Annotated in this window: 4 protein-coding genes; all 4 read left to right on the top strand. The window is 41.4% G+C overall.

Going from position 1 to position 3971, the window contains the following annotated elements; all coding sequences use genetic code 11:
- Nucleotides 1-395: 395 nt before the first annotated feature.
- Entirely contained in the window at nucleotides 396-1415 is a 1020-nt protein-coding gene (locus KKC46_09225) for a VUT family protein (protein MBU1053996.1), read from the top strand.
- A 118-nt stretch (nucleotides 1416-1533) separates the two neighbouring features.
- Nucleotides 1534-2079 carry a heme NO-binding domain-containing protein gene (locus tag KKC46_09220; protein ID MBU1053995.1) on the top strand — a complete coding sequence of 182 codons (546 nt, stop codon included), beginning with the start codon at nucleotides 1534-1536 and terminating at the stop codon, nucleotides 2077-2079.
- A 17-nt stretch (nucleotides 2080-2096) separates the two neighbouring features.
- Nucleotides 2097-3230, top strand: coding sequence for a sensor domain-containing diguanylate cyclase (locus KKC46_09215; protein MBU1053994.1), 1134 nt, complete (start codon nucleotides 2097-2099; stop codon nucleotides 3228-3230).
- Nucleotides 3231-3307: 77 nt separating this feature from the next.
- Complete coding sequence (locus KKC46_09210) at nucleotides 3308-3700, top strand: response regulator (GenBank protein ID MBU1053993.1); 393 nt, start codon at nucleotides 3308-3310, stop codon at nucleotides 3698-3700.
- Nucleotides 3701-3971: the final 271 nt, after the last annotated feature.

Raw genomic sequence — 3971 nt, 5'->3', positions numbered from 1 at the left:
ATAAAAAATATTCGTAATTCGGAATTCCTTGTTCGAAATTCTATATTCGTTATTTTAAAGATACACTTAATAAATTTACTTAGTGCTTATGGCAAACAACCCCCTGGCCCCCTTTGCTAAGGGGGAATTTAAGTGGTGTTCCCTTTGTTAAGGGGAAATTTGATGAGCGGTACCTTTTTTGTTAAGGGTGAATAATAAATAACAAAAAAATGACAAATGACAAACCGGTATATGATTTCGAGGAGAGTTTCGGTCATTGATTTTTGGAATTTGGAATTTTATTGGAATTTGGTGCTTAGGATTTGGGCTTTTATTGTAATTTACTTATTGATATTTGTGATTTCATTCCCCTTTGGTAATTGATATTTGGAATATTATTTTGTGAAGGGCAGACAATGGAAAACGAAGTTACTATTCTAATAATTGAAGCGATGGCGGTATATTTTCTGGTCCTGTTGGCGCATTCATTACGCCATAGATTTGGTTCCGTGCATTTTTACGCATTGATAGGCGGCATCACGGCAGTTATGTCATGGATTACCGATGCCGGAGTAACTATTTATGTTAGTGGAATTACCTTCGTCGTCGGTTCCACCGTCTTTTACACATCATTGTTGCTTGGTGTATTTGTTATTTATGTGTTTGACGGCCCGAGATCCACGAGAATTGCAATATCAACTATTGTCGGCATCTCATTGATAATTCCAGTTATTACTGTATGCCTTCATATGCAGATGGGTTTAATAGGCAATGCCGAAATTCCTTACGTTCCTTTGCCAAGCCTTCGAATTAATGCGGCATCTGTTGCTGCAACTTTGATTGATCTGGTTTTTCTGGCTATGGCCTGGGAATATCTTGGCAAACCGAATCTCAATCTAAAATTATGGCTCCGGGCTTTTTTAACCCTGCTTGGTGTGATGTGGCTGGATGTAATTCTTTTTACAACTGCTGCTTTCGCAGGAACTCATGAATATTTAAGTATAATGAAAGGCACTCTTATCAGCCGGTTTATAATATCTGTTTTCGCCTTTCCATTTTTGTACTTTTACTTATACTGGCAAAACAAAAAACCGGGTATTCAAATCGAAAACAGGCCGGTTTTAGCGATTTTGAAGCAGGTAGCCGATATTGAGCTTGAACTTTCAGAAGCACAGCAAGAGATCGAAAGACGGAAAAAGGCGGAAAAGGAACTGGACAAAGCCATTCAGGAACTGGAAAAAGCCCTCTCCGAAGTCAAAATGCTACAGGGTATTCTGCCGATTTGCTCATATTGTAAAAATATCCGTGATGACAAAGGATATTGGGATAAGGTCGAAACATATATTCACAAACATTCCGGTACTGAATTCACCCATGGAATTTGTCCCGAATGCGAAAAAAAATATTTTCCTGAATTAAATTTTTATGATGAATGATGAATGATTATCATGCGAATTATTTAAAGCAGTCATTTAAGTATAATTGTTCCATAATTGAATTTATATTTCTTATAATGGAGAAAAGTTCTTTAATGTACAATTAAAAGGAGGGGCTATGAAGGGAGTTGTGTTTACAGAATTTTTCGAGTTTATTGAAGGCCGATTCTCACCTGATATTGCCGAACAGCTTATAGAAAGCTCCGACTTGCCATCGAAGGCCATTTATACGTCGGTCGGCACATATGATCATGGAGAAATAGTTGTGCTGGTTTCCAACCTGGCCGCAATTGTAGGCATTGAGGTTTGTGATCTGCTCAAAGAATTCGGACGGCATTTGTCAGGGCAGTTCGTTGTTAAATTTCCCGCCTTCTTTGATGGAATTACTTCTGCTTTTGAGTTTTTGCCGAGGGTGGATAGCTTTGTGCATGTCGAGGTAAAGAAACTTTACCCGGATGCTGAGCTTCCGACATTTTCATGTGTTTTCCCTGATCCCGATCAGTTACAAATGACTTATGAGTCGGACCGCAACCTGCCGGACTTGGCGGAAGGATTGATTTACGGTTGCCTTGAACATTTTGGTGAGCAGATGGAAGTAGTCAGAAACAATGTTTTCGAAAATCCCAGAGCCACTCTCTTTACGATCACCCGGAGTAAGGGATAGATATGAGTGAAGAGATAGTGGTTCTCCGCCGCCGTCTGGAGCGTGAACGTCTTGCCCGTAAGCAGGCAGAGCAGATAGCCGAAGAGAATAGTCGCGCCCTTTTTTTGAAGGGTGAGGACCTGGAAAGTGCGCTTGCTTTGGAAAGAAAAACCAGAAAAGAAATCGAGACGCTGCTAAGCGCACTGGAGACATTTACTGCTAAACTGAACACTGCTGAAATTGTTAAATGCCTCCATCAGTTTCTTTATCCTGTCGTAGCCAGCAGTAGTACAACCCTCTATCTTTGGCAGGACAATAGTATTCAGATAATCAACATAAAACAAGATTCCGAGACAGACCCTGTTATTTCATTTTGCGACGAGGAACAATCTTTAAAAATTTGGAGACGATTTAGCAAACAAAATAAGCCATCTGTTATCGAATGCTGCCCACAAGAAAATACTGTTGGCGGATTGCTCACTATCCAGCCAGGAAGCCGCTTTATTCTGATTTTGCCGCTTACTGCACAAGGGCGAATCATCGGCTTTTTTACAGCCGAAACGCCGGAGGCTGGCGTATTTAATGATTCCAATATTATTATCGCGTCCGCACTGGCAAATGAGGCATCCGTTGCCCTGGAAAACGCTATGCTTTTCCGGGAGGTCGAACGGCTTTCCCTGACAGACCCGCTCACGGGTCTTATGAATCGGCGTGGTTTCGAAGGCGATGCCAGGCGCAGCATCGATATAGCTATACGTTATAAGCACCCGCTTTCCGTCTTGATGCTTGATATAGATTACTTCAAACGGGTGAATGACACGTATGGCCATGCAATGGGCGACAAGGTTTTAGCGGAAATAGCTCATATTTGCCTAAAGGGCATGAGATCGACGGACCTGCTTGCCCGCTTTGGTGGGGAAGAGTTTTGTTTCCTTCTTCCGGAAACAAACGCTGAGAATGCCATGCTGCTTGCGGAACGTCTGCGTGTTGCCATTTGTGCTATGAGATTCGAAACAGATGCCCAAAGTTTCAGTGTTACAGTTAGCATCGGAATTTCCGAATGCGTGGCTAAGGATTCTCTGGAAAACCTCTTGGTGAGAAGCGACGAAGCATTGTATAAGGCAAAAAATACAGGTAGAAATCGTGCGCTGCTCTGGAGTCTATCGCAATAGTTGTTTTTTTATTATTTTTTGAACCTTTCCTACAATTGGACGGGCGGCCAACTGCAGAAAATGGCAGGATTCTGGTGATGGATGACGAAGCGTCGTTAAGGAGAACGTTTGGGAGAGTGTTGCAAAAATTTGGTTACGAACCCGAATTTGCAAAAGATGGTGCTGAAGCGATTGAGATGTTTAAAGAAGCAAAAGAATCAAAGAAGCCTTATGATGCCGTTATCCTGGATTTAACCATTCCAGGCGGAATGGGCGGAAAAGAGGCGATTAAGAAATTGCTGGAAATAGATCCTGAAGTTAAAGCTATCGTTTCCAGCGGTTACTCCGTTAATCCGGTCCTGGCAAATTTTAAGGAATACGGTTTTAAGGGGGTGTTACCCAAACCGTTTGAAACCGTATTGTTGAGCAAAGTATTGCATGAAGTGCTAAAGAAGGGAAATGACAAATCACAAGTCATAAATAACAAATAACAAAATACAAATCACAAACAAATTATAATGACCAAAATAGGGAGCCAGTTTCAAAATGCCCCATTTGGGACGATCTTAAGCGTTGGGCTCAAATTTCAATCCTCGAAATACTAAATGTATTCCTGTGGTTGAAATTTTCTCCGGCCTTGAGCTTGACCAAACTGAAACGTTTTGAAAGTGGTTCGGAAGTCAAATGCTTCTTGCAAATTCCCCCTTAGCAAAGGGGGATAAAGGGGGTTGTGCTAAGTTAATTAATATATAAAGACTATGT

The sequence above is a fragment of the Pseudomonadota bacterium genome, from assembly GCA_018817425.1.
Lineage (GTDB): Bacteria > Desulfobacterota > Desulfobacteria > Desulfobacterales > RPRI01 > RPRI01.
This window is presented reverse-complemented; position numbering and strand designations above follow the sequence as displayed.

Bases quoted from the DNA above. Each gene is read 5' to 3' on its own strand.
- KKC46_09225 (MBU1053996.1), top strand. From the start codon at position 396: ATGGAAAACGAAGTTACTATTCTAATAATTGAAGCGATGGCGGTATAT.
- KKC46_09220 (MBU1053995.1), top strand. From the start codon at position 1,534: ATGAAGGGAGTTGTGTTTACAGAATTTTTCGAGTTTATTGAAGGCCGA.
- KKC46_09210 (MBU1053993.1), top strand. From the start codon at position 3,308: ATGGATGACGAAGCGTCGTTAAGGAGAACGTTTGGGAGAGTGTTGCAA.